The 23,758-nt window shown below is 46.3% G+C and carries 25 protein-coding genes; 1 reads left to right on the top strand and 24 read right to left on the bottom strand.

The window, feature by feature from the left end; all coding sequences use genetic code 11:
- Positions 1 to 4: 4 nt before the first annotated feature.
- The 14 genes from AR335_RS17700 to AR335_RS17640 form a co-directional block, all read right to left on the bottom strand.
- Positions 5 to 748, bottom strand: a complete 744-nt coding sequence (locus AR335_RS17700) for a YwmB family TATA-box binding protein (protein WP_062238347.1) — start codon at positions 746 to 748, stop codon at positions 5 to 7.
- Between the two features lie 168 nt (positions 749 to 916).
- Positions 917 to 1,150: a DUF1146 family protein gene (locus AR335_RS17695; protein ID WP_062238345.1), complete on the bottom strand. Its 234-nt coding sequence runs from the start codon at positions 1,148 to 1,150 to the stop codon at positions 917 to 919.
- 156 nt (positions 1,151 to 1,306) lie between these two features.
- Positions 1,307 to 1,555 (bottom strand): hypothetical protein, encoded by a 249-nt coding sequence (locus AR335_RS24360; RefSeq protein WP_156419072.1) that lies wholly within the window; start codon positions 1,553 to 1,555, stop codon positions 1,307 to 1,309.
- A gap of 28 nt (positions 1,556 to 1,583) precedes the next feature.
- Positions 1,584 to 3,101 carry an NADH-quinone oxidoreductase subunit NuoN gene (gene nuoN / locus AR335_RS17690; RefSeq protein ID WP_062238343.1) on the bottom strand — a complete coding sequence of 506 codons (1,518 nt, stop codon included), beginning with the start codon at positions 3,099 to 3,101 and terminating at the stop codon, positions 1,584 to 1,586.
- 4 nt (positions 3,102 to 3,105) lie between these two features.
- Complete coding sequence (locus AR335_RS17685; protein WP_062238341.1) at positions 3,106 to 4,611, bottom strand: complex I subunit 4 family protein; 1,506 nt, start codon at positions 4,609 to 4,611, stop codon at positions 3,106 to 3,108.
- A complete protein-coding gene (gene nuoL, locus AR335_RS17680) occupies positions 4,608 to 6,476 on the bottom strand; it encodes an NADH-quinone oxidoreductase subunit L (protein WP_062238339.1) in 1,869 nt (622 codons plus the stop codon). Before nuoL ends, AR335_RS17685 begins: the two co-directional genes overlap by 4 nt.
- Positions 6,477 to 6,492: 16 nt before the next feature.
- Positions 6,493 to 6,807 carry an NADH-quinone oxidoreductase subunit NuoK gene (nuoK, locus tag AR335_RS17675; protein ID WP_053356491.1) on the bottom strand — a complete coding sequence of 105 codons (315 nt, stop codon included), beginning with the start codon at positions 6,805 to 6,807 and terminating at the stop codon, positions 6,493 to 6,495.
- On the bottom strand, positions 6,804 to 7,316 hold the full coding sequence (locus AR335_RS17670; protein ID WP_062238337.1) for an NADH-quinone oxidoreductase subunit J: 513 nt from the start codon (positions 7,314 to 7,316) through the stop codon (positions 6,804 to 6,806). The genes nuoK and AR335_RS17670 overlap by 4 nt, the downstream gene beginning before the upstream one ends.
- Complete coding sequence (nuoI, locus tag AR335_RS17665) at positions 7,313 to 7,732, bottom strand: NADH-quinone oxidoreductase subunit NuoI (protein ID WP_062238335.1); 420 nt, start codon at positions 7,730 to 7,732, stop codon at positions 7,313 to 7,315. The genes AR335_RS17670 and nuoI overlap by 4 nt, the downstream gene beginning before the upstream one ends.
- A 71-nt stretch (positions 7,733 to 7,803) precedes the next feature.
- Positions 7,804 to 8,808: an NADH-quinone oxidoreductase subunit NuoH gene (gene nuoH / locus AR335_RS17660; protein WP_053356488.1), complete on the bottom strand. Its 1,005-nt coding sequence runs from the start codon at positions 8,806 to 8,808 to the stop codon at positions 7,804 to 7,806.
- Positions 8,808 to 9,908, bottom strand: a complete 1,101-nt coding sequence (locus AR335_RS17655) for an NADH-quinone oxidoreductase subunit D (protein ID WP_053356487.1) — start codon at positions 9,906 to 9,908, stop codon at positions 8,808 to 8,810. Before AR335_RS17655 ends, nuoH begins: the two co-directional genes overlap by 1 nt.
- Before the next feature lie 3 nt (positions 9,909 to 9,911).
- Positions 9,912 to 11,036, bottom strand: a complete 1,125-nt coding sequence (locus AR335_RS17650) for an NADH-quinone oxidoreductase subunit C (protein WP_062238332.1) — start codon at positions 11,034 to 11,036, stop codon at positions 9,912 to 9,914.
- Positions 11,037 to 11,039: 3 nt separating this feature from the next.
- Positions 11,040 to 11,552: a NuoB/complex I 20 kDa subunit family protein gene (locus tag AR335_RS17645; protein ID WP_053356485.1), complete on the bottom strand. Its 513-nt coding sequence runs from the start codon at positions 11,550 to 11,552 to the stop codon at positions 11,040 to 11,042.
- Complete coding sequence (locus AR335_RS17640; RefSeq protein WP_053356484.1) at positions 11,543 to 11,917, bottom strand: NADH-quinone oxidoreductase subunit A; 375 nt, start codon at positions 11,915 to 11,917, stop codon at positions 11,543 to 11,545. The genes AR335_RS17645 and AR335_RS17640 overlap by 10 nt, the downstream gene beginning before the upstream one ends.
- Positions 11,918 to 12,236: 319 nt before the next feature.
- Between AR335_RS17640 and AR335_RS17635 the strand changes: the two genes are divergently transcribed.
- Positions 12,237 to 12,458 carry a hypothetical protein gene (locus AR335_RS17635; RefSeq protein ID WP_062238330.1) on the top strand — a complete coding sequence of 74 codons (222 nt, stop codon included), beginning with the start codon at positions 12,237 to 12,239 and terminating at the stop codon, positions 12,456 to 12,458.
- Positions 12,459 to 12,703: 245 nt separating this feature from the next.
- On the opposite strand, the gene AR335_RS17630 is transcribed toward AR335_RS17635, so the two are convergent.
- From AR335_RS17630 to atpF, 10 genes are all read right to left on the bottom strand, one after another.
- The gene (locus tag AR335_RS17630; protein ID WP_082683590.1) at positions 12,704 to 14,368 is read right to left on the bottom strand and encodes a glycerol-3-phosphate dehydrogenase/oxidase; all 1,665 of its coding nucleotides are present in this window, start codon (positions 14,366 to 14,368) and stop codon (positions 12,704 to 12,706) included.
- Between the two features lie 461 nt (positions 14,369 to 14,829).
- Complete coding sequence (gene glpK, locus AR335_RS17620) at positions 14,830 to 16,323, bottom strand: glycerol kinase GlpK (protein ID WP_062238326.1); 1,494 nt, start codon at positions 16,321 to 16,323, stop codon at positions 14,830 to 14,832.
- 61 nt (positions 16,324 to 16,384) lie between these two features.
- Positions 16,385 to 17,212 carry an MIP/aquaporin family protein gene (locus tag AR335_RS17615; RefSeq protein WP_062238325.1) on the bottom strand — a complete coding sequence of 276 codons (828 nt, stop codon included), beginning with the start codon at positions 17,210 to 17,212 and terminating at the stop codon, positions 16,385 to 16,387.
- Positions 17,213 to 17,439: 227 nt separating this feature from the next.
- Complete coding sequence (locus AR335_RS17610) at positions 17,440 to 17,982, bottom strand: glycerol-3-phosphate responsive antiterminator (protein ID WP_062238323.1); 543 nt, start codon at positions 17,980 to 17,982, stop codon at positions 17,440 to 17,442.
- Positions 17,983 to 18,169: 187 nt separating this feature from the next.
- The gene (locus tag AR335_RS17605) at positions 18,170 to 18,574 is read right to left on the bottom strand and encodes a F0F1 ATP synthase subunit epsilon (protein WP_053356478.1); all 405 of its coding nucleotides are present in this window, start codon (positions 18,572 to 18,574) and stop codon (positions 18,170 to 18,172) included.
- A 22-nt stretch (positions 18,575 to 18,596) separates the two neighbouring features.
- Entirely contained in the window at positions 18,597 to 19,985 is a 1,389-nt protein-coding gene (gene atpD / locus AR335_RS17600; RefSeq protein ID WP_053356477.1) for a F0F1 ATP synthase subunit beta, read from the bottom strand.
- Positions 19,986 to 20,049: 64 nt separating this feature from the next.
- Positions 20,050 to 20,913 carry an ATP synthase F1 subunit gamma gene (atpG, locus tag AR335_RS17595; protein ID WP_156419071.1) on the bottom strand — a complete coding sequence of 288 codons (864 nt, stop codon included), beginning with the start codon at positions 20,911 to 20,913 and terminating at the stop codon, positions 20,050 to 20,052.
- Positions 20,914 to 21,109: 196 nt separating this feature from the next.
- A complete protein-coding gene (atpA, locus tag AR335_RS17590) occupies positions 21,110 to 22,609 on the bottom strand; it encodes a F0F1 ATP synthase subunit alpha (protein ID WP_062238321.1) in 1,500 nt (499 codons plus the stop codon).
- 19 nt (positions 22,610 to 22,628) lie between these two features.
- Positions 22,629 to 23,180 (bottom strand): F0F1 ATP synthase subunit delta, encoded by a 552-nt coding sequence (locus AR335_RS17585; protein ID WP_062238319.1) that lies wholly within the window; start codon positions 23,178 to 23,180, stop codon positions 22,629 to 22,631.
- Complete coding sequence (gene atpF / locus AR335_RS17580; RefSeq protein WP_062238493.1) at positions 23,177 to 23,722, bottom strand: F0F1 ATP synthase subunit B; 546 nt, start codon at positions 23,720 to 23,722, stop codon at positions 23,177 to 23,179. Before atpF ends, AR335_RS17585 begins: the two co-directional genes overlap by 4 nt.
- Positions 23,723 to 23,758 lie beyond the last annotated feature (36 nt).

The following is a 23,758-nucleotide window of genomic DNA, read 5'->3' as shown; positions in this document are numbered from 1 at the left end:
TATATTAATATTCAGACGTAATTATTGGTGTTCCAATTGTGACGGCTGTTTGGCCGCCCATTCCTTGATTTCTAATTGCAATCTGCAGATTCATAGCTTTGTGAGCTGTATTAATTTTCTCATCCCAATGCTTAGTATATGCCGAGATTGATACAAACGTCTCTTCCTTCAGTTCTTCGACAGGAACAGCGGAGAACGTTGTCATGAGCTCAAGTGCTTGTTTATACAAACCGACGTCCATTGTACCACTATGTACCCCTGTGATACAAGGGAAAGTTGAAGTTTTTCCTTCAAAATAGGTAGCGACCCTACTCTGGAACGATCGTGCAAAATGCTGAAATTGATTTTTATTCCAGCCCTTTCCTTCGACCGCATAAACAAGATACGTTGCAAGCTTTTCTTTTTGGGGGTATCCCACCAGCGTAAGGCGCTCTTTTATGCTCCCTGCTTGAGAATATCGCACCCCAGTAATCTTTAAATGTTCTTGCATATTCATATTGTTCCATTTATAACCTTTAGCTGCATTCTTTAATAATGCCGCTTTTTGTCGATACCCATTTAGATCGGAAGTAAAACCTACACTTCCTTTAGTATAAAGCGACCATTTTTTCACAATAATACCGTGCTCGTCCATCGCTTGCTTCATATCCGAAATTTTGCTTATATTTGCTGCTTCTCTTGCCAGCACACTCTCATAAGAATGAACCAATAATATAATAGCAAAAAATAAAACAATACTCTTTTTCATTTTATTCCACCCGTCCTCTCCTCTATTCTCATTCTTGCCAGAGGACGGTCCATTATTCATGGAAGTTGCAGTCATATTCCGACAGAAACTTCACCCTATTTACTTTGTTCAACAGTGAACAATCTTTTGCTGCATTTTGAGCTGAGACGGTTAGTAGGTTTGTGTTAATTAAAATAAATATTTAAGCTGTGTGGAATAATTCAAATACGTGAGAAAGAAGCTGCTTACGAGGCTGGCAACAGCGATCGTTACTAAGACGAATAAAACGCGTGCTTGGATCACTTTGCCCTTTTTGATGTACGAGTCAAATTTTATTGCCTGCATGGCCCACCATGTGATGACGAGAAAAAGCAGGTGAACGAGGATATGAAGCAGCGCTTGCTGCCCGGCTTGTTCAAACAACTGGGTTCCTCCTTGCCGCAAGGCCTTATCGGCCAAGTGCTTACTTAACACCATCATGATAACATACACCAATAGAAAGTAGCATAAACTGAATTTTACCATAAAGGAACAGACAAAAGGCCTATTTTCAATCATGTTCCCAATTTTGACATATCTTTAAAATCCAAGGGATTTCCCAAATAAAAAAAGGGGCTGTCCTGAAAGTCGAAAATTGACCTTCAGGCAGCTCCTTTGACGTGAAAAATCTTCAATGAAAAGTTGATTGGAGTGCAAGGTGCGAGACTCCTGCGGGACTAGCGTGACAGGTGAGACTCCCGCAGGCGCTTGCGCCAAAAAGTAGGCGTTCACGCCGGTAAGGCTCACCGCACGCCCCGCGGAAAGCGAGCAGCCTGGAGCGGAGATCAACAGCTACCAGACTTCTTGGACAGCCCCCTTATTTTTGTCCTAATGTCTGGAAAAAATCTGTGAGATGAAATTCATTATAAAAGAAATGGAGGGCGGTTCCCGGGAAGATACCGAAGAACACGGTTGCCGCTGCACATAAAGCGGTTACAAACAGGAGGCCCTTCTTATGCTGGATCGCCCGCTCTTCCTGCCCTGAGCGAAAAAACATCTGGCCAATAATGTTGAAATAATAGAAGTAAGAGACAACCGTGGCGGCCATTAGAATCCCTGCCAATATGTAATGTCCAGGGTTGGTTCCAAGGGCATTCATAAAGATTCCGAATTTCCCCGCAAAGCCTGCTGTAGCCGGAATGCCCGCCAATGACAGAATAAAGATGGTCATGGCGAAAGCTAGCCAGGGAGAACGCTTATATAAGCCGGCAAAGCCCGATATATCATTCGTCCCGCTCGCTGCTGTTACTTCCTGAATGACAGCAAAAGCACCAATATTCATAAACAGATAGGCAAGAAGATAAAACCATGTTGTTTCAAACAGCAAAGCCGAGACGGAAACGAACGGAACGAGAATATAACCAGCCTGCGCAACCGACGAATAGGCGAAAAGCCGTTTAATGTTCCGCTGCCGGAGGGCGATCACATTGCCGGCAATCATGGTCGCTCCAGCGAGAACAGCGAGATACGGCTGAACTTGAAGAAGCAGCGGATCTCCTTTAATGCCGGGCGCTGAACTAAAGCACATGAGAAAAAACCGCAGGATGATGGCAAATCCGGCTGTTTTCGAGACCACGCTTAAAAAGGCGGTAACAGGAAGCGGTGAGCCTTGATACACATCGGGTGCCCACATATGAAACGGAGCAGAGGCGATTTTGAAAGTTAACCCTGCAAATGTGATAAAAAAAGCAAATACGAGTAAAAACTGATTCTGAAGGATGCTCGTATCTCTCAATGCTGCACCTACTGCATACAGGTTTGTTTCCCCAGTCAACCCAAATACATAGCTCATCCCAAACATTGTGATGGCTGTTGAAATCCCGCCTGTTACTACATATTTAAAAGCAGCCTCATTCGACTCCAACTTTCTTTTTCTCATACCTGCCATAACATAGGAGGAAAGAGAAAGGAGCTCCAGGCCTATAAACAGGGTGATCATGTCCCCGCTCGAAGCCATAAACATGGCCCCAAGGAGAGCAGTGAGCAGCAGATAGTAGAATTCCCCACGGTACTCTTCTTCTTCACCCATCCGGTAGTCATAAGCTAAAACTAAAATCAGCCCTGTTCCCAAAAGAAGGATCAGCTTAAACGCCTTCGAGAAGGAGTCAAGCCGGTACATATCATGAAAAAGTGATGCTCCTTCATGTCCAAATTGCAGATATAAAAAAATGAAAGCCGCTGCTATTCCTGCAATGGCCAATATCCCCAGAGGACGGCGGCTTTGCGTTCGTGGCATAAACAAGTCCAGCAAAGACAGGATAATAGCTGTTCCCAAGATGGCAAATTCAGGCGCCATGATTCCCCAGTTCATTGAAGTTAACGTGTGAAGATCCATCTGGCTACCCCCTTAAGCCTAACAAGATTGTGTCTAAAACCGTGCGTAATGATTCACTCAGCATTCCTGGATAGATTCCAATAAAGAGCACCAAAGCCAAAAGAACAAAAGCCGGCACCCTCTCTCGGAGCGTCAAATCATAAAAGCCGCTATGGGCGTCCTTTGGGGGCCCGAAGGTTACAGAAAGAACAGCCCGCAAAATATAAACCGCAGTTAATACGATACCGAGAGCCCCCACTGCAGCGATAACCGGCATGACCTTGAAGAGTCCGAGAAAGGCCAGAAACTCACTGATAAATCCGGACATGCCAGGAAGTCCCAGCGACGCAAGCCCTCCGGCAAGCAGGATGCCTGCAGTGACCGGCATGGCGCCTGCAAGACCACTGTAGTCCTTAAGGTGTGAAGAACCGGTCCGTTCATACAGCACCCCGATCAAGAAGAACAGCAGGGCAGAGATCAATCCGTGGGAAATTAGCTGAAAGACCGCTCCCTTTACTCCTGCTTCATTCAGTGCCGAAAAACCGATCAATACGATCCCCATGTGGGAGACGGAAGAATAGGCCAGTACTTTTTTCAAATCCGTCTGTACGATGGCAAGAAAGGCACCATACAGAAGGTTGATGACACCCAATACTGCTATCCATACTGCCATCCGTTTGAATTCAGACGGGAAAAATCCGATACCGAACGTGAAGAGTCCGTATGCTCCGATCTTTAAAAGAATTCCCGAGTGGATCATAACAACGGAAGGCGGTGCCTGTACGTGCACACGCAGCATCCACGTGTGAAGAGGAACAATCGGCAGTTTGATTCCAAAAGCCACAAACAGAGCAATCAGGATGGACATACGGAACGTGCCGCCGAGAGCAGGATCGGTATGTCCGCCGAGTATTTTCGCCAGTTCTCCATAGTTTAGCGTTCCTGTTCTCATAAAGAGTGCAACGAATACAATGAGCAGAATGGCAGAACCGATTCCGTTATAGATCAAGAAACTGTAAGCAGCCTTTTCCCTGTCTGCATAACCCCAGCGGCCGATCAGGAAAAACATCGGGATAAGCGTCAACTCAAAGAAAATAAAGAAGAGAAAGAGATTTTGAGAAGCGAATACCCCAAGCATACCGAGCTCTAATATCAAAAAGAAGATGAAATAGCTTTTCCAGTCCTTCTTGATCGTCCAGGAACCAATAGCAGCCAGTACAGAAATAACAGCGGTTAACAGCAGGAGAACAAGAGACAGGCCGTTGACGCCTACTTCATAGTCGATAGCAAAAGATAAGCCTGCTCCAACCTGATCCATTTTATAAGAGATCCAGTTACCTTGTTCAGCAAGCTGGATCCCTGAAGCTGAGCGATCAAAGGTAACTGCAGCAATGATGGCAAGAAGCAGGGGCAGCAGCGTGCCCAACAGGCCTGCAAGTTTTAAGGCCTTTTCATTTTTGGATGGCATTACACTCAAAACAGCAATACCGGCCAGCGGTGAAAACAATAGGATGGATATCAGATGGCTCATGAGAAATACCCCCCTGCAACAGCAAAGAATAATAGGATGATAACGAGTCCCGCAACAGCGACGGCACCAAATCTCTGAACCTGGCCATCGTGCATGGAGGAACCTCTTTTACCGAGCCATTGAACGAGGCCTGCCGTTCCGTTCACAGCTGTTTCAACGAGATACCGGTCAACATAGCTCCAAAAATAACTGAACAGCGTTGTGCCTTTAACGACTGTAGCATCATAAGCTTCATCCACGTAATACTTGCGGTAAATAAGCGTGCTGAGAGACGGAAGAGAACGAGACAGCCAGTTTCTTGACAGTGTTTTTTTACCGTACATAAGGTATGCCAGAAAGATTCCCGCCAAGGATACGATCGTGGCAAGGATCGGAATCCATACCGGTCCATGTTCTCCTTCTGCAGCAATGCGGACAGGGCCGTTGCTTAAATAATGAGCTAAAAACGCACCAAACCAGGGGGTATTTAAATAGCCTGCCACGACAGCCAGAAAACCTAGAACCAGCATGGGAAAAAGCATGGATACATCGGATTCTTTCACCTTTTCATGCGCTTGGCCTGAATTCCCTGCGAACACCATAAAAAACAGGCGGAACATATAAAAAGCGGTAAAAAAAGCAGCGAGGAGAGCGAGGATAAACAATCCGTAGCGGCCGTCCCCGTAAGTGGCCATTAAAATCTCATCTTTACTGAAGAAACCGGATAAGAGCGGAAATCCGGAAATGGACAGTGCTCCTATTAAAAATAAAGGAGCCGTAAATTTCAGCTTCCTCCAAAGGCCGCCCATCTCTTCAATATTTTGAGTATGTACGGCATGAATAACACTGCCTGCGGCCAGGAACAGCAGTGCTTTAAAGAAAGCATGTGTCATCAGATGGAAAATCCCTGCTGTATAGCCGCCTGAGCCAAGGGCTAGCATCATGTAGCCAAGCTGGCTCACGGTGGAATACGCCAATACCCGTTTGATATCTTTCTGCATCAGGCCGACGGATGCGGCGAATATTGCAGTAATTCCGCCGACAACGGCTACAGTTGTCATGGCTGCGGACGATGCTTCAAAGAGCGGGTACATGGAAGCCACAAGATAAACACCTGCTGCGACCATCGTTGCCGCATGGATAAGGGCGGAGACTGGCGTCGGGCCCTCCATAGCATCTGGGAGCCACGTATGAAGCGGGAGCTGCCCGGATTTCCCGACGGCACCCGCAAAGATCAGAATGGCCGTCAGTGTTATCATTTCTGAGGAAATATGGTGACTGGCAGCTGCTTTGAAGATTTCATCGTATTCAAAGCTCCCCGTCTGCCAGTATAAAAGAATAATCCCGATGAAGAGCCCAACGTCCCCGATACGCGTCATGATGAAGGCCTTCTTCGCAGCCGCCTTGGCTTCGGGTTTAAAATAATAGTATCCGATGAGGAGAAACGATCCTAAGCCGACCAGTTCCCAGAAGATATACACCTGAAGCAGGTTAGGAGACAAGACGAGCCCCAGCATCGCAAACGTAAACAAACCAAGATAGGCATAAAAGACAGGAAAACGGCCATCCCCATGCATATAGCTCTTCGAATACACATGCACGAGAAAGCTTACAAGCGTTACGATGACGAGCATCAACGCATTCAGCGGATTGATTTCATATCCCATCGTTACAGCATGTTTGCCGATATACAGCCATACTCCTTCTGCCTTGTATGACTCCCCTCCCCATTGGCTGGCCATGACAATCACTGCCATGATCAATGAAATGAAGGTGCATCCAATACCGGCGTAGGCAGAAGCTTCTTTTAGTTTTTTTCCAAAAAGTAAAAGAAGGATGAAGGATAGCAGCGGTAACAGTGGTATCAGCCAGGCATTCTGCATCATCTTTTCCAACCCCTTTTTAGCGCTTCATAATATCCATTTCATCCACATTGACGGTCTTGCGGTTTCGGTATAGTGCCATAAGAATGGCGAGCCCAACCGCCGCTTCAGCAGCCGCAACGGTGATGGTAAAGAGAGAGAAGATCTGTCCGGTCAGGCCGGGCTTCGCTCCGTATTTCGCAAATGCAACAAGGTTAATATTCACTGCGTTCAGCATCAGTTCGATGGAAATAAGAACAATAACAGCGTTTCTTTTTGTCAGCGCTCCAAACAGCCCGATGCAAAACAGGATGAGGGCCAGTACGAGATAAACAGACAAAGGAATGCTGCTCATTTTTTAGCCTCCTCTTCTCCGTCCCTTTTTGCCAGCACGATCGCCCCGATTAATGCCACCAATAGAAGGACAGAAGTCAGCTCAAACGGAATGATGTATTTCGAGTAAAGTTCTACACCAATTTTTTTCGTATTTTCAATGTGAAGGCCAGCAGCCGGTGCCCCCAGGCTCAGGCGGTTGATTCCAAAAAACATGATCAGGAAAAAGACAGCAACCCCTGCTCCTGACAATAGAACGGTCAATTTCGGCATTTTTGTTTCCGTGTCCTTTTCGTGGCGTGTCAGCATGATTCCGAACAGCATGATGATTGTGATGGCGCCCGAGTAGATAAGTACCTGAACAGCAGCCACAAACTCAGCAGACAGCGTGATGTAGATTCCTGCTATAGCAAGGAATGTAAAGACAAGCGCAACGACCATATGAACGACATTCGGCAGGTTGATCATCAGCACCCCGCCCCCAATGGCCGTTAAGGCAAGGACAAAAAAAGCAATCATCTCTCCCGTCATGCTTTATTCTCCTTCCTCACATTGTTGTCGTTCTCATCGAGCCAAGCCAGATCCTTAAACAGTTCATCACGGCTGTACTCCGCCAGTTCGAAATTGCTGGTCATGACGATCGCTTCTGTCGGGCAGACCTCTGTACACAGGTCACATAGAATACAGATTTCAAAATTAATGTCGTACGTGTCAATGATCTTTCCCTTTTTCCCCGGATCGGGATGGGGCTTTCCTGTCAGCTGAATGCAGTCTGTCGGGCAGATGTTCGCACACTGGTTGCAGACAATGCACTTTTCAGGGTAGAATTTCTGGATTCCGCGAAAACGGTCAGGCATCTGAAGGGGAACGTCCGGATATTGGGTCGTAACATTCTGCTTCGTCAAATTGCTGAGCGTATATTTCAAGCCTTTCGCAAGACCTTTCACCTCACACCACTCCTTTTTTGCAGTCTAGTAAACTCGCATTGCGGGCAAGAGCGAAAACAAGTCCGCTGCACTTATCTTAAAAATATTTCTTTTACGACGGCACTGACAAAAATGTTGAGTAAAGCAACCGGCAAAAGAACCTTCCAGGCAAACTCCATGAGCTGATCAGCCCTTAAGCGCGGCATTGTTCCCCGGATCCAGATCATAAAGAAGACGATCAGGCTGAACTTCAAAGCAAACCAGATGATGCCCGGAATGAAGCCTAAAAACGGAATGGGTTTCCATCCGCCAAGGAACAGCACAGTCGTTAGTGACGCCATTGCAAATAGATACACATATTCCGTAAGCATGAAGAAGGCCCAGCGAAATCCTGAATACTCTACGTGATAGCCGGCAACCAATTCGGATTCTGCTTCCGGCAAGTCAAACGGTGTACGGTTCAGTTCCGCTATAGAGGAAATCAAAAATACAATAAAGCCAAGCGGCGATAAAAAAATATAAGCTACTTTTTCCTGGCCTTCTACAATGTCTGTCAGGTTAAGGCTTCCGCTGAATAAGATGACACCGATCACGGAGATGACTAGCGGAATCTCATACGATATCATCTGTGCCGCAGATCTCATCCCCCCAAGGAGCGAGTATTTATTGTTGGAAGCCCAGCCGGCCATCAAGATCCCAACCGTAGTAATACCTGATATTGCTATGTAATACAATAGGCCGATGCTAAGGTCGGAAAACTTCAGATGATCAGAAAAAGGGATGGCCGCTAACACCATGAAAGCTGGAGCAAAAGCGAGAACCGGCGCCAAAATAAAAAGCGGTTTATCGGCCAGCTTTGGAATGGTGTCTTCCTTGAGCAATAGCTTCAGTACGTCGGCAACGGTCTGCAGAAGGCCAAAGCGTCCACCGACCCGGTTCGGCCCTGGACGGAGCTGCATGAATCCGAGCACTTTTCGTTCCGCCAATATGGCATACGTTACAAATCCGAGAACAATAACCAGCAGGCAGGCTCCTAAACCAAAAAAGACAGCCGCGTGGATCCAGCCTGGAGGCGAGGATAACAAATGATTGATCATCAGCCGTCCACCTCCCCTAAGACAATGTCGATTCCGCCGAGTATGGTAATCAGGTTTGAGATGTTTTCACCGACAAGAAGTTTGGGCAAGATCTGCAGATTGTAAAAGGAAGGTCTTCTGAATTTTAAACGGTAAGGCTCCTTTTTCCCCTCCGAAGCGATGTAGCAGCCGATCTCCCCGCGCGGCGACTCAATCCGAACGAAGGCTTCTCCTTTTGGCGGCTTGATGATCTTCGGCACCTTCGCCATGATCTCTCCGTTTTCAGGAAACTGTTCCACCGCCTGCTCGACGATCTTTAAGGATTCTTCGATTTCCGCCATCCGGCACTGATAGCGGGCCCAGGCATCTCCGCTGTCGTATGCGGGGACATCAAACGTGAACCGGTCATAGATGGAGTAAGGTTCATCTTTTCTCAAATCCCAGCTGATCCCCGTACAGCGCAGGTTGGCGCCGCTTAACGAGTAATCAAGAGCCTCCTCCTTCGTATAAAAACCAACGCCTTTTACACGATTCAAAAAGATTTCATTTCCGGTTACAAGATCGTGATATCCTGAAAGCTGCTCCCGCATGTAAGGAACAAACTCTCTAATCTTCTGGATCCAGCCTTCTGGAGCATCCCACTTCACTCCTCCGATCCTCATATAATTGAAAGTCAGGCGTGCCCCTGATATTTCGTTTAACATTCCGATAATAGCTTCTCTCTCCCTGAAGGCATAGAGAAACGGGCTCATTGCTCCTATATCCAGGAGGTACGTTCCAAACCAGACTAAATGGCTCGCGATCCGTCCAAGCTCCATCACGAGAATACGGAGATATTCCGCCCGTTCAGGAATTTCAATGTTCATCATCGTTTCAACTGCATGGCAGATGACATAATTGTTCGTCATTGCAGCAAGATAATCCATACGGTCTGTGTACGGAATGATCTGTGTGTATTGAAGGTTTTCAGCGAGCTTTTCAGTCCCGCGATGCAGATATCCAATGACCGGCTGGGCTTCGATAATGGTTTCTCCGTCAATTTTCAGCACGATCCGGAACACCCCATGTGTACTCGGATGCTGAGGACCGACATTCAGCAGCATTTCTTCGGTGCGGATCACCGGCTACACCTCCACATCATACGGTTCATAATCTTTGCGGAGCGGATGGCCCACCCAATCATCAGGCATCATAATCCTCGTTAAGTTCGGATGCCCGGTAAAGGTGATTCCCAGCAGGTCGAAGGCTTCTCTTTCCGGCCAGTCAGCCCCCGCCCAAAGGGGAGCTAATGAGTCAATGACTGCTTCTTCTCTATTGATTCTTACTTTTAATGCAACTGGACTGCGATGTGTGTAGGAATAAAAATGATTGTAGACCTCTAGGTGAGTTTCAAAATCTGTGGCGTGAAGTTCTGACAAATAATCAAAACGAAGTTCATCGTGGTGTTTAAGAAGTTCGGCAATTTTAAAATATGTATCCGGTTTGGCAACAAGGGTCGGAGCATCCTTGGAAAGCGGATTGATGTAGCTGTCTTCAAGCACATCTTCCCCCAATGTCTTCTTGATCACGCTGACATAACGGTCAAGAAGCGGTTGTAACGGAGATGGCTTTTGTTCTTCAGCTGGCACCTCTGTCTTGGCTGTGGCAGCTTTGGCTCTTGCAGCGGCGGCAGCGGCGGCTTTCGCTTTAGCAGCAGCAATAGCCTTTGCTTTTTCGTCGGAAGGATGGGATGTGTCTGCTGCTCCCTCTCTGGCTGCTCTTGCTTTGGCAGCAGCGGCTGCTTTGGCCTTTGCGGCTGCAGCGGCTTTTGCTTTAGCAGCTGCCTTTGCTTTTTCGTCGTCCGCTCGGTTAGATGAGTCTGCTGTTCCATCTCTGGCTGCTCTTGCTTTGGCGGCTGCGGCAGCTTTTGCCTTTGCGGCTGCAGCGGCTTTTGCTTTAGCAGCTGCCTTTGCTTTTTCATCAGCCAAAGGATCCTCCGGAGTGCTTGATGTTTCTTCTTTTTGTCTTAAAGCTTTTTGCTTTGCTAGTTCAGCAGCTTTCGCTTTAGCTTCTGCGACAGCTTTTTTCTTTTGTTCCTCAATGCTTAGTTCCTGGGCGGGACCACCGCTCTCCTCTTTTTTCTCGAGAGCTCTTTGTCTGGCAAGCTCCAGGGCTTTCGCTTTTGCTTCAGCAGCTGCCTGTTTTTTTAGTTCTTCCTTTGATAACGGCTCGCTGGATTCAGGGGATTTTCCATCATTTTCGTTTGGCATGTCTTACATCACCTTCTTCCCAGTCTTCGCTTCGTAACGGATCTTCTCCTGCAATTTATTGATTCCATAAATGAGTGCTGCAGGATTTGGCGGACATCCGGGAATATAAACATCAACGGGAACGATCTGATCCACTCCCTTAACGACGGCATAAGACTTGATATAGGGTCCACCGGCTGTTGCGCAGGAACCCATGGCAATGACCCATTTGGGCTCAGGCATTTGTTCGTACAGCCGTTTAAGGACTGGAGCCATCTTTTTCGTCACCGTCCCGGATACGATCATGACATCGGATTGCCGTGGCGAGGTCCGAAATATACTGCCAAAACGGTCAAGGTCATAGTGGGATGACCCTGTTCCCATCATTTCGATGGCACAGCAGGCAAGGCCGAATGTAAGCGGCCAGAGCGAATTGCTCCTTGCCCACGCTTTAATCTGTTCTAAAGTGGTTAAAAAGATATTGCGTTCAAGCTCTGCTTTTTCTTCAGGTGAAATATCCGACAGCTTCAGATCCATTTCAGCACCTTCTTCTTCCAAGCGTATAAGAGGCCAAGAGCGAGCATTACAATAAATATCCCCATCTCAATGAGGGCAAAGGCCCCAAGATGGTCATAGGCGACAGCCCATGGATATAAAAACACAGTTTCAACATCAAAGATGACAAACATGAGGGCGAACAAATAGTATCTTACGTTAAATTGGATCCAGCTTTGATGAAAGGGTTCAATTCCGCTCTCATATGTGGTCGATTTCTCTTTAGTCGGTTTATATGGGCGGAGCAGGCGTCCTGCCGTTAATGCCCCAACCGGCAAAAGAATTCCCAATGCGAGAAAGACGGTTACAACAAGGTAATTGTTTTGGTAAACATGTGTTAAATCCATCCATTACCTCCCTAATCATCAGAATTTTTTAAACATTATGTAATCGTATTCATTATAGCAAATTCCAAAATTTGTGTCGACATTCGGGGGGAGGAGCTGCGGGCTCATTGCTATACTCCTATTATATGAGCTTGTTCGGGGGATAGAAGGAGGATGTTTGTTAGAAAAGAGACTTGGAATGGGCTTTGCCCATTCCAAGTCTCTGCGCTGATGGGATTGACTTTAGAGGGACTCTTTTAGCAGCAGTATGCATTTGAATCAGCAGGCTTTGCCTGGCTGACTTATTTCTTTACAATTAGTAAAAAAGAGGAGGGTGTTTATGAGTGCCCGAAAGGAAGCTGAGCTGGAGTGGGCGAAACAAAAATATGATGTGATGGCGAAGGGCTACCAGCATTACAGCAGGATTAGAGATTCGTTTCGCGAGGCAAAAGGGGAAGAAGATTATACTGCCATTCTCGATGAATTGGGAGAGATGGAGAAGCTTGCTTATTCCAGGAAGGCTTTTCTGAATACGGCCGAGCACGTTTGGGGGCTATTTTAAAAAAGCAGCGATACAGGATGAAAAGCAGCAATTCTTTGAACTGCTTGAGAATTGCAGTTCACTGCCGGATGAATTCTTGCTTTCTCGGTCTGAATCGGCAAAGCTATTGAGCTATATTAAACAAACCTTGCTTGTTTCTTGTCCTAACCCTTATTCAGAGCAATCCTCGTTATTGAAAAAGGTGCCAGGCACCGCTCTTTGACATATGTCAAAAGAGGGTGCCTGGCACCTAAGATATAAAGTAGTTAGATCGCTTCTGTGCTGTAGCTCATTTGGCGTTCGAGTTCTTCAGTGTGCTGCTGAGTTTGTTCTGGTGTCCAGTTTAAGTGTTTCGCCATCAAGGCAATTCCTTTTTCTTTCCATTGGCGTACGTAAGCAATGTCAAAGTACATCGCGCTTGTACGGCGGATAAAGTAGTCAGCTGGTGTTGTTGCCATCTCTTCGTCCATAGCGTAGATCAATGTTGCATAGACTTGGATCGGCAGTTTATTAAGGTCGGCTTCTTTCTGGCCGTCCCGGATGATTTCAAACAGACGGTCCACGTTGGAACCGTATTTTTTCACAAGCTGTTCTGCATCGTCCTTGCTTAATCCAAGGTTGAGGCCCTCAGAAACTTTTTGACGGATATATTCAGGGTAGTGGCTGCTTCCGCCTACGTTACCGCCAGATAATACAAGGTGTTTCGTATTGCTGGTGTCGTACTTGATTCCCACTTCTTTCTCAAGCTGGCCAGCAACGATGTCCGCCACTTTTTCCGCCATTTTACGATATCCGGTTAATTTACCGCCGGCAATCGTAATCAATCCTGAAGGCGAGAAGAACACTTCGTCTTTTCTGGAAATCTCAGAAGGATCTTTTCCATCTTCATGAATCAATGGACGCAATCCGGCCCAGGAAGATTCAATGTCTTTTTCTGTGATCTTCACATCAGGGAACATGAAATTGATCGCTTTTACTACATAATCAACATCATCATGTGTAATTCTTGGGTTCTTCAAATCACCTTTGTAATCGGTGTCTGTTGTACCGACATACGCTTTTCCTTCACGCGGAATCGCAAACACCATTCTTCCGTCCGGTGTGTCAAAATAAACCGCTTGGCGGAGCGGGAAACGTTCCCCATCGATTACAAGGTGGATCCCTTTTGTATGGTGAATTCTTTTTCCTTTTTTGGACTTATCAATATCGCGCAGTTCATCAACCCAAGGTCCGGCTGCGTTAACAATTTTCTTGGCAAAGATTTCATGCACTTTTCCAGAAAGTGTGTCTTCCGCTTTTACACCAAGAAGTTTGCCGTCCTTATCGTAGATGAAGTCTATCACTTTAATATAATTGACAGCCTTGCCTCCGCGATAGACCGCTTCTTTCATAATTTCAAGAGTTAGACGAGCATCATCTGTTTTATATTCCACATAATAACCGCCGCCTAGAATGTCTTTCTTTTTCAATAATGGCTCACGGTTCAATGTTTCTTCTTTGCTTAGCATGGATCGGCGTTCTTTTCGTTTTACACCTGCCAAAAAGTCATAAACCTTAAGACCGATGGAAGTAGAAAATTTGCCGAATGTCCCTTTTTTGTACATTGGAAGAAGCATCCACTCCGGTGTCGTTACATGGGGTGCATTCTCATAAACGATTGCACGCTCTTTACCTACTTCTGCAACCAGGCCGACTTCGAACTGTTTTAAGTAGCGAAGTCCGCCATGGACAAGCTTAGTAGAACGGCTGGATGTACCTCCTGCGAAGTCCTGCATTTCCAAAACGCCTGCTTTCATCCCGCGAGTCGTGGCATCAAGTAGAATTCCTGCTCCTGTCACTCCGCCCCCGATCACTAATAAATCCAGGGAAGCAGTTTTCATATCCTCTATATATTGTTCTCTTTTATTGCTTGAAAATTGATTATTATCCATATCACGCCGCTCCTTCTTTTATCCCTCAATGTTATTCTTTTCCTAAAGCACTCAAATTAAAGCGTATATTTTTGTCGAGAGAACAAAAAAGAGACCACAATACCCCTGAACCTATCTCAGGGTATTGTGGTCTCTCCGTAGCTCCGACCGTTATTAACTTAATGCTATCATAACAAGTTATGATGAAGTTTGCAAATGGTGCGCTCGAATTTTTTTTAGGCTGTATTCGTAACTTTTGTTGCTCTTGATAGTAGTTGATTTCCGTTCCAGGATGCTCGCTTTTACCGGCGTAAACGCCTACTTTCGCGGGGCGTGCGCTGAACCCCTCGGCGCAAGCGCCTGCGGGTTTCACCTGTCACGCTTGTCCCGCAGGAGTCTCGCACCTTGCACTACAATCAACTTGTCAAAGAAGGCACTTTACAAAAATGTTCCCAAAGCAACAATCTTTTAGAAACCACCCCTTATTTAAAAACTCTTGCAGCTTCAACGGCTTTTTTCCAGCCTTTGTATAGATCTTCGCGTTCTTTTTCTTCCATGGCGTTGTCAAAATCTTTTTCTACTTTCCATTTATCTGCAATGGCTTCACGGCCGCTCCAGAATCCTGTAGCAAGGCCCGCGAGATAAGCCGCACCTAAAGCCGTAGTTTCATTGATTTCCGGACGCTCCACCGGAACTCCAAGAATATCGGACTGGAATTGCATGAGGAAGTTGTTTTTCACCGCGCCGCCGTCCACGCGAAGCTTTTTCAGTTCAATGCCAGAATCAGCTTCCATGGCTGTCAAAACATCACGAGTCTGGTAAGCAAGGGACTCCAGCGTAGCACGCACAAAGTGTTCTTTTTTCGTTCCTCGCGTCAAGCCGAACACAGCTCCTCGTGCTTCACTGTCCCAATATGGCGTTCCGAGCCCAACGAAAGCCGGTACAACATACACTCCATCAGATGACGTAACACGCTCTGCAAGTTCTTCACTTTCAGGAGAAGTACGGATTAGCTGCAGGCCGTCTCGAAGCCATTGAACTGCTGAACCCGCTACAAAAATACTGCCTTCAAGCGCGTACTGTACTTTTCCGTCAATTCCCCAAGCAAGTGTAGTTAATAGCCCATGCTCAGATCTGACGGCCTTTTCTCCAGTATTCATGAGCATAAAGCAGCCGGTGCCGTACGTATTCTTCGCCATGCCTGTTTCAAAGCATGCTTGGCCGAAAAGTGCAGCCTGCTGGTCGCCGGCAATCCCTGCGATTGGAATGCTTTCACCGAAGAAGTGATAATCGATCGTTTGGCCGTAGACTTCTGAAGATGATTTTACTTCAGGAAGCATGGATCCCGGAACGTCAAGGATATCAAGCAGTTCTTCATCCCATTTCAAATCGTAGATGTTATACATCAAGGTTCTTGAAGCGTTCGAGTAATCGGTAACGTGTGCTTGTCCGCCAGTCATTTTCCACAATAACCACGTATCAATCGTTCCGAAAAGAAGGTCGCCCTTTTCTGCCTTTTCACGTGCACCTTCCACGTTATCCAAGATCCATTTTACTTTTGTACCTGAAAAATACGCATCGATCAGCAGGCCTGTCCTGTCTCTGAATAGATCGTTGTGTCCCTGCGCCTTTAGTTCTTCACAGATATCTGCCGTCTGTCTTGATTGCCAAACAATCGCATTGTAAACAGGCTTCCCGGTATTTTTGTCCCATACTACAGCTGTTTCACGCTGATTTGTAATCCCGATCGCCGCTATTTCTTTTGGAGAAGTGTTCGTTCCTTCCAGTACTTGGGCAACAACAGCAAGTATGCTTCCCCAGATTTCCTGGGCGTTATGTTCAACCCAGCCCGGCTTGGGGAAATGCTGTGTGAATTCCTTTTGTGCAACAGATACAACTTCGCCTTCTTTGTTAAAAAGAATAGCGCGTGAACTTGTTGTTCCTTGATCAAGTGCTAAAACATATTTCTTATCCATAGAAATAGCTCTCCTTTACAAATGAACTGGTTTTTATGCATTCTAATTTGTTTTTTGTGTGTTAATTCTTTATTCTCTCACCGTGTCTGAGTCCTTGTGTACCGCTCTTGCCGGCAAGATGAGCCGCTGCAAATATCATTGCCGATAATACGGTCCAGCTCCAAAAGAAAGCGGTTACCTTGCCTTCAAACAATGCTTGATAAAGAAGTGCGCCAAATACTCCGCCTAAAATCGGGCCGACAACAGGAATCCAGGCATACTTCCAGTTAGATCCTCCCTTGCCGCTGATCGGCAAAAAGAAATGTGCCAGTCTCGGCCCAAGGTCACGTGCCGGGTTAATCGCATATCCGGTAGGTCCTCCGAGAGATAATCCAATCGCTACAATCAGGAAACCGACGATCAAAGGATTTAATCCTTCTGTAAATTTATTCGCTCCAATAGACAAAAGTCCTACCAGTAAAACAGCTGTTCCAATAAACTCACTTAAAAGATTCGATAATGTATGTGGAATTGCAGGGTCCGTAGAAAAAACGCCAAGTTTCACAGCTGGATCCTCTGTCTGTTCCCAGTGAGGCAGAAATTGAAAATAAACAATAATTCCGCCCAGGAAACCACCAAGCATCTGTGCAGCAATATACCCTGGAACCTGTGACCAGCTAAAGTCTCCAATTGCAGCCAATCCTAACGTAACCGCTGGATTTAAATGTGCACCGCTGAACTTACCGACAGCGTATACAGCCATCGATACAGCAAGACCCCAGCCAAGGGCCACAACAATCCACCCTCCGCCTTCTGCCTTGGATTTCTTTAAGCTAACATTGGCAACAACGCCGCCACCAAAAATAATTAAGATCATCGTTCCGATAATTTCTCCGAGTATCGGTGACATCCTTCTACACTCCTTTCCAAATTAGACAAGAGAATGGAAAATTTCTCTTAGCCTGCCCCATTAATGACATTTGGTGAAAAAAAAGACCAGCAAAAATATCCCTTAAGTTATTGTAAGGGCTTTCGCTGATCTCCGATTCTCCATCAAATTATTAACTTGTCTAATATTTAATCACATCCTGAAAACGCTGTCAATGGGTAAGGATATGGAAAATTCATGCATCAGCTTTACCAGAGTTCCTTATCGGAAGTGGTCACCGCCACTGCCCCTCCTTGGATCGCCAGATCGATCTCTTCTTTTGTCCGGATCAATCCGCCTGCAAACACAGGAATACACGTTTTTTCATGAACTTCTTTGATGATGTTCGGCATCAATCCAGGCAAGACTTCGATAAAATCAGGCTGTGTCTTCCCGATAATTTTATAGCTTGTTTCCAGTGCGATGGAATCAAGCAAAAATAACCGCTGTATGGCGGTTACACCTTTCTTTTTTGCCGTCGCAATGACATTTGAACGTGTTGAAATGATGCCAGCCGGCTTGATTTCCTGGCAGATAAATTCCGCAGCATATTCATCTGCTTTTAAACCATTGATCAAATCCGCATGGACAAATAGCTTTTTATTGGCCTGGCCGGCAATTTTCACCATACTTTTCAACTGAGCAATGTGGCTGTCGAGAATGACGATGTATGTATACTCGCTGTTCAGTAACTGCTCAAGTTCCTTCCATTTGCGAACAGCCGGTAATATGGTTTGGTTTCTAAAGCTCATTTGTTTTTCCTCCAACATGCGGGTTTCCCTTATTATATACTTTTTCGTAAAAAAAAAGAAAAAGACTTGGTAAGTCGCCCGGAAACTTCACGATGCTGCCAGGATTCTTCCTATAGTCACCCGAAATATCCCTTCTTGTGCAAAAAAAAGCCTCCCTGGCCAAAGCCAGGGAGGCTTCTTACTTTATTTATCTGCGGCTGGCGAGCTCAATACGGTTGACCGCACGCCGAAGAGCAAGCTCTGCTCTTTTATGGTCGATATCATCTTGATTTGTTGCTGCCAGACGGCGCTCAGCACGCTCTTTAGCCGCTTGAGCACGTTCCATTTCAATCTCGCTTGCTAGTTCTGCAGATTGAGCAAGAACCGTTACTTTTTCAGGCCGGACTTCGATAAATCCACCGCTAACGGCCACATAAAGTGTTTTTCCATCCTGGTGCACACGAACTGCACTGATGGTTAAAGGAGCAACCAACGGAATATGTCCAGGCAAGACACCAAGCTCTCCGCTTTTTGCTTTTGCACTGACCATTTCTGCCGTTCCTTCAAACACGGGACCATCAGGGGTGACTACACTTACTTCTAACGTTTTCATTTCGTCTTACCCCCTTATAGGTTTAGACCATTGTCTTTGCTTTTTCAATAACATCTTCAATAGAACCTACAAGACGGAATGCATCTTCCGGAAGGTCGTCGTGCTTGCCTTCAAGGATCTCTTTGAATCCTTTGATGGTTTCTTTAACAGGAACATAAGATCCTTTTTGTCCGGTAAACTGCTCAGCAACGTGGAAGTTTTGAGATAAGAAGAATTGGATACGGCGTGCACGCTGTACAATCAATTTATCTTCTTCAGATAACTCGTCCATACCAAGGATCGCGATAATATCTTGTAATTCTTTATAGCGCTGCAATGTTTGCTGAACTTGGCGTGCTACATTGTAGTGTTCTTCTCCAACAACTTCAGGAGTAAGCCCGCGTGAAGTAGAGGCCAATGGATCTACCGCAGGGTAGATACCCATGGCAGTCAATTTACGCTCAAGGTTAGTTGTTGCATCCAAGTGGGCAAACGCGGTTGCCGGAGCCGGGTCAGTATAGTCATCCGCAGGTACGTAGATCGCCTGGATGGATGTTACGGAACCTTTTTTCGTGGATGTAATACGCTCTTGCAATTGGCCCATTTCTGTTGCAAGTGTAGGCTGGTAACCTACCGCTGATGGCATACGGCCAAGAAGGGCAGATACTTCAGAACCTGCTTGCGTGAAACGGAAAATGTTGTCAACGAAGAACAGTACATCCTGGCCTTCTTCGTCACGGAAATATTCAGCCATAGTCAACCCGGAAAGTGCTACACGCGCACGTGCTCCAGGAGGCTCATTCATCTGGCCGAATACCATTGCTGTTTTCTTGATAACACCAGAATCGGTCATTTCGTGGAAAAGGTCATTTCCTTCACGAGTACGTTCACCAACACCAGCAAATACGGAAAGACCGCCATGCTCTTGAGCGATGTTGTTGATCAATTCCTGGATAAGTACGGTTTTACCTACACCCGCACCTCCGAAAAGACCGATCTTACCACCCTTAACATAAGGGGCGATAAGGTCAACGACTTTAATACCAGTTTCAAGGATTTCAGTGCGTGTTGTAAGGTTTTCGAAAGTAGGTGCTCCGCGGTGAATCGGATCACGGCGAACATCAGCAGGAACCGGCTCTCCAAGGTCAATGTGGTCGCCAAGCACGTTAAATACGCGGCCAAGTGTCACGTTTCCTACAGGAACGGAGATCGGTTTGCCTGTATCATTGATTGCCATTCCACGTACAAGACCGTCAGTAGAATCCATCGCGATTGTACGGACGGTGTTGTCGCCAAGATGAAGGGCTACTTCTAGAGTTAATTGAACGCCTTCAGCGTCAACAGTTAATGCATTCAAAAGTTCCGGAAGACTGCTGTCGAACTTTACATCAACAACAGGTCCGAGAATCTGAGTTATATAACCTTTATTCATCGTTTCCCCTCCTAACTTCTAGCACAAGTTTGTGCCGTGCATGCCTGAATGAGGCATAAAAAATCTATTCGAGTGCCGCAACCCCGCCGACAATCTCGGTAATTTCCTGAGTGATGGCCGCCTGGCGCTCACGGTTGTACGTAAGCGTAAACTGGCCGATCAATTCGTTCGCATTGTCAGTTGCATTTCTCATTGCTGTCATACGAGAAGCATGCTCTGCTGCTTTAGCGTCCAATAACGCTCCGTAGATCAAGCTTTCAGCATACTGTGGAAGCAAGACTTCAAGAATTTCTTCTTCAGAAGGCTCGTACTCGTAGGAAGCAGTTGATGTGCTCGCTCCATCAAAGTCAGTCAGCGGAAGGACTTTCTTTTCCGTTAGTTCTGACTGGATGGCACTGACGAAATGATTATAGTACATGTAAAGCTCGTCGAATGTTTCGTTAGCATACAGATTGACTGCTTTGCTCGCGATCGCTTTAATGTCTGCAAAAGATGGCTGGTCAGCCAGACCGGTAATGCTGTCCAAGACCGGCATGCTGCGGCTCTTAAAGAAGTTAAGGCCTACTTTACCCACAACAATGATCGCATATTCATCAGGAGACTGATGGCGCTCTTTAATCGTACGGAAAACGTGACGAAGAACGTTGGAGTTATAGGCACCTGCCAAACCGCGGTCTGCTGTGATGACAAAATATCCCGTCTTTTTCACAGGGCGGCTCAAAAGCATAGGATGGCGTGCACTCTTGCTTCCTGAAGCAATGCTGGAAACGACCTCCTGGATTTTATCCATATAAGGAACAAATCGTTTGGCGTTTTGCTCAGCACGGTTCAAGGCAGCAGCGGATACCATCTCCATTGCTTTTGTAATCTGCATTGTCTTTTTTGTTGCATCGATTCTAGCTTTAATATCTCGTAATGCCACTCGTATTCACCACCTTTTATTTAAGCTGGTTGCAGGATGCATGGGTGCATCCTGCGCAGTTATCTATTGAAAAACATATCGTTACTGTTAGCACTGGATCTAGCTTCAGTGCTCAGGCCCTCGAGGTCGCTTCACTCTCACACAGCAACACTGTGTGAGAGTTCCAGCGCTTGTCGGGCCTAAGCGAGCACTTCAGCTTTTCTTATGCAAATACTTTTTTAAACGCTTTGATCGCGTTGTCCAGATCGTCGCCTTCTGGAAGTTTTCCAGTCGTTTTGATTTGGTCAAGAACGTCTTTAGTGTTTGTTTCCATGTATGCATGAAGCTCTTCTTCAAAGCGAGTTACATCCTCAACAGCTACATCGTCAAGATATCCTCTTGTTAATGCAAAAAGGCTGGCAACTTGAAGTTCTACGCGAAGCGGTTTGTGAAGTCCTTGTTTAAGTACTTCTACTGTACGCGCACCACGGTTAAGTTTCGCTTGAGTCGCTTTGTCCAGATCCGAACCGAACTGAGCAAATGCTTCAAGCTCACGGAAAGATGCAAGGTCAAGACGAAGGGTACCGGATACTTTGCTCATCGCTTTAATTTGAGCTGATCCCCCTACACGGGATACAGAGATACCTGCGTTAATCGCCGGGCGTACACCAGAGAAGAACAGGTCAGACTGCAAGAAGATCTGTCCGTCTGTAATGGAGATAACGTTTGTCGGGATATAAGCAGATACGTCACTCGCTTGTGTTTCGATGAAAGGAAGTGCGGTAATAGAACCTCCGCCTAATTCATCGTTTAATTTCGCAGCACGCTCTAAAAGGCGTGAGTGAAGGTAGAAAACATCCCCTGGATAAGCTTCGCGGCCTGGAGGACGGCGAAGAAGCAAGGAAAGCTCACGGTATGCTGCTGCCTGTTTTGAAAGGTCATCATAAACGATCAATACGTGTTTTCCTTCCCACATGAACTCTTCAGCCATGGATACACCGGCATACGGCGCCAAGAAAAGAAGAGGTGCAGGCTGGGAAGCACCAGCAGAAACAACGATCGTGTAATCGAGAGCACCATGTTCGCGAAGAGTTTCAACAACACCAGCAACGGTGGACTCCTTTTGTCCGATCGCAACATAGATACAAATCATGTCCTGATCTTTTTGGTTGATGATCGTATCGATGGCTACAGCTGTTTTACCCGTTTGGCGGTCACCGATGATCAGCTCACGCTGTCCGCGTCCGATTGGAACGAGGGCATCGATCGCTTTGATTCCTGTTTGAAGCGGCTCATGTACAGACTTACGAGCCATTACTCCAGGAGCTTTTTGCTCGATCGGGCGTGTTTTCACTGTTTCTACCGGCCCTTTACCATCAATAGGAAGGCCAAGCGGGTTAACAACACGTCCTAAAAGCTCCGGTCCTACAGGAACTTCCATGATGCGTCCTGTACGTTTAACCTCGTCTCCTTCACGGATCTCCTGGTAAGGCCCAAGGATGATGATACCGACGTTGTTTTCTTCAAGGTTCTGGGCCATACCCATAACACCGTTAGAAAATTCAACAAGCTCACCAGCCATAACATTATCCAATCCATGCGCACGGGCAATACCGTCACCGACTTGAATAACTGTACCGACATCGTTAACTTCGATTTCAGACTGATAGTTTTCAATCTGTTTTTTTATTAAAGCACTGATTTCTTCAGCTTTAATGCTCATGAATTTCACCCCTATCTTTTTAGCCTTGCGTAGCGGCTAATTGACGTTCAATACGCTCTAGTTTCCCGCGGACACTTCCGTCAAAAATACGGTTGCCGATGCGGATTCTTACGCCCCCCACGAGGCTTTGGTCAATAATATTTTCAATGCGCAGCCGCTGCTTGCCTACTCGTTTCGCGAACGTTTCCTCAAGCTGGCGTTTTTCATCTTCAGATAACAAGCGGACAGAGTAAACAGTTGCATCAGCAATGCCGCGCGATTCATTTGCTAATCCAATGAATTGGCTGGCCATCTCAGTGATCAAACCTTGGCGGTTACGGTCGATGAGCAAGAATACTGTGTTCAGGACCGGTGCTGAAATGTCCGTGCCAATGCTGTCTTTTACGATTTGTTTTTTCTGATGTACAGAAATTTTCGGGTGGTTTAAAATCTTTTCGATATCATGGTTTTGTTCCATGATGCTTTTTACGAGCCGAAGCTCAGCTTCTGCCTTATCAAGATTTTCTTGCCCTACTACTTCAAAAAGCGCTGATGCGTAACGTTTTGCAATTACAGTAAGATCTTTGCTCATCTAGCTTCGCCTGCCTCTTGAAGATAATCCTGGATTAACTTCTCCTGGCTGCGCTCATCTAGTTCTTTCGCAATGACTTTAGAAGCAATCATAACGGATAGAGAAGCGACTTCATTACGGAGAGTAGCCACAGCTTTTTCTCTTTCACTGGCAATGTCAGCAAGTGCTTCTTCTTTCACACGGTTGGCTTCGCCGCGGGCAGCCTGAATGATGGCTTCTCCTTGGACTTCACCTTGTTTTTTCGAATTTTCAATGATAGCTCTTGCTTCCTCACGCGCTTGTTTTAATTCTTGAATTTGTGCAGCGAGATGCTGTTCCGCTTCTTTGCGGTTTGTTTCTGCTGCTTCGATTTCATTTGTTATATAAGATTGACGCTCTTTCATGATGCCCATTAACGGACCCCATGCATACTTGCGTAACAAGAGCATTAAGATTATGAATGCTAGTAACTGGAAGAGAATATCTCCGCCGTTAACACCACCGGTTGCAGCACCTAAAATTAAGGATTGCACGGTATTTCCTCCCTTCAATAGGTCATACATAAGGAATGGCGAAGAAAAGTTCCAGTTTTGAAACAT

This window comes from Fictibacillus sp. FJAT-27399 (assembly GCF_001510655.1).
Taxonomy (GTDB): domain Bacteria; phylum Bacillota; class Bacilli; order Bacillales; family Fictibacillaceae; genus Fictibacillus_C; species Fictibacillus_C marinisediminis.
The sequence above is the reverse complement of the archived record's forward strand: the minus strand, read 5'-3'. Positions and strand labels throughout refer to the sequence as shown.

What these genes read in the sequence shown, in the direction of transcription:
- AR335_RS17650 (WP_062238332.1), bottom strand. Translation starts at nt 11,036, where the DNA reads ATGCCAAACGAAAATGATGGAAAATCCCCTGAATCCAGCGAGCCGTTA.
- AR335_RS17700 (WP_062238347.1), bottom strand. Translation starts at nt 748, where the DNA reads ATGAAAAAGAGTATTGTTTTATTTTTTGCTATTATATTATTGGTTCAT.
- AR335_RS17605 (WP_053356478.1), bottom strand. Translation starts at nt 18,574, where the DNA reads ATGAAAACGTTAGAAGTAAGTGTAGTCACCCCTGATGGTCCCGTGTTT.
- atpA (WP_062238321.1), bottom strand. Translation starts at nt 22,609, where the DNA reads ATGAGCATTAAAGCTGAAGAAATCAGTGCTTTAATAAAAAAACAGATT.
- AR335_RS17640 (WP_053356484.1), bottom strand. Translation starts at nt 11,917, where the DNA reads ATGGATTTAACACATGTTTACCAAAACAATTACCTTGTTGTAACCGTC.
- AR335_RS17610 (WP_062238323.1), bottom strand. Translation starts at nt 17,982, where the DNA reads ATGAGCTTTAGAAACCAAACCATATTACCGGCTGTTCGCAAATGGAAG.
- atpD (WP_053356477.1), bottom strand. Translation starts at nt 19,985, where the DNA reads ATGAATAAAGGTTATATAACTCAGATTCTCGGACCTGTTGTTGATGTA.
- nuoN (WP_062238343.1), bottom strand. Translation starts at nt 3,101, where the DNA reads ATGGATCTTCACACGTTAACTTCAATGAACTGGGGAATCATGGCGCCT.
- AR335_RS17685 (WP_062238341.1), bottom strand. Translation starts at nt 4,611, where the DNA reads ATGAGCCATCTGATATCCATCCTATTGTTTTCACCGCTGGCCGGTATT.
- atpF (WP_062238493.1), bottom strand. Translation starts at nt 23,722, where the DNA reads ATGTATGACCTATTGAAGGGAGGAAATACCGTGCAATCCTTAATTTTA.
- nuoL (WP_062238339.1), bottom strand. Translation starts at nt 6,476, where the DNA reads ATGATGCAGAATGCCTGGCTGATACCACTGTTACCGCTGCTATCCTTC.
- AR335_RS17585 (WP_062238319.1), bottom strand. Translation starts at nt 23,180, where the DNA reads ATGAGCAAAGATCTTACTGTAATTGCAAAACGTTACGCATCAGCGCTT.
- AR335_RS17615 (WP_062238325.1), bottom strand. Translation starts at nt 17,212, where the DNA reads ATGTCACCGATACTCGGAGAAATTATCGGAACGATGATCTTAATTATT.
- AR335_RS17645 (WP_053356485.1), bottom strand. Translation starts at nt 11,552, where the DNA reads ATGGATCTGAAGCTGTCGGATATTTCACCTGAAGAAAAAGCAGAGCTT.
- nuoH (WP_053356488.1), bottom strand. Translation starts at nt 8,808, where the DNA reads ATGATCAATCATTTGTTATCCTCGCCTCCAGGCTGGATCCACGCGGCT.
- AR335_RS17635 (WP_062238330.1), top strand. Translation starts at nt 12,237, where the DNA reads ATGAGTGCCCGAAAGGAAGCTGAGCTGGAGTGGGCGAAACAAAAATAT.
- AR335_RS17630 (WP_082683590.1), bottom strand. Translation starts at nt 14,368, where the DNA reads ATGGATAATAATCAATTTTCAAGCAATAAAAGAGAACAATATATAGAG.
- AR335_RS17670 (WP_062238337.1), bottom strand. Translation starts at nt 7,316, where the DNA reads ATGACGGGAGAGATGATTGCTTTTTTTGTCCTTGCCTTAACGGCCATT.
- nuoK (WP_053356491.1), bottom strand. Translation starts at nt 6,807, where the DNA reads ATGAGCAGCATTCCTTTGTCTGTTTATCTCGTACTGGCCCTCATCCTG.
- glpK (WP_062238326.1), bottom strand. Translation starts at nt 16,323, where the DNA reads ATGGATAAGAAATATGTTTTAGCACTTGATCAAGGAACAACAAGTTCA.